Origin of the sequence: Halorubrum sp. SP3 (assembly GCF_005435195.1) — an archaeon.
Taxonomy (GTDB): domain Archaea; phylum Halobacteriota; class Halobacteria; order Halobacteriales; family Haloferacaceae; genus Halorubrum; species Halorubrum sodomense.
Window position 1 is genome coordinate 1 of the sequence record NZ_SGTU01000844.1, and the last position, 209, is coordinate 209.

The window sequence follows — 209 nt, forward strand, 5'->3', positions numbered from 1 at the left end:
GCTCCACATCCGAGTTGCTGATGGTCTGTTGTATGTAGCGGGCCTTCTCCGCCGTCTCGACGACGGCATTCGCGTGTTTCAATGCTGTGGTCACATGAGCGACTTCCTCATCGCTCAACGACTCGCTCTCTACGAGTGTGTCGAGCACGCCGTGGATGACGTTGAGGTCGTTGCGGATGTTGTGCCGCAACACCCGGCTGAGGACAGTC

At 58.4% G+C, this 209-nt stretch carries 1 pseudogene; it reads right to left on the minus strand.

Annotated elements, in window-relative coordinates:
* Positions 1-209, minus strand: a pseudogene (locus tag EXE42_RS19160) (histidine kinase); the annotation flags it as partial.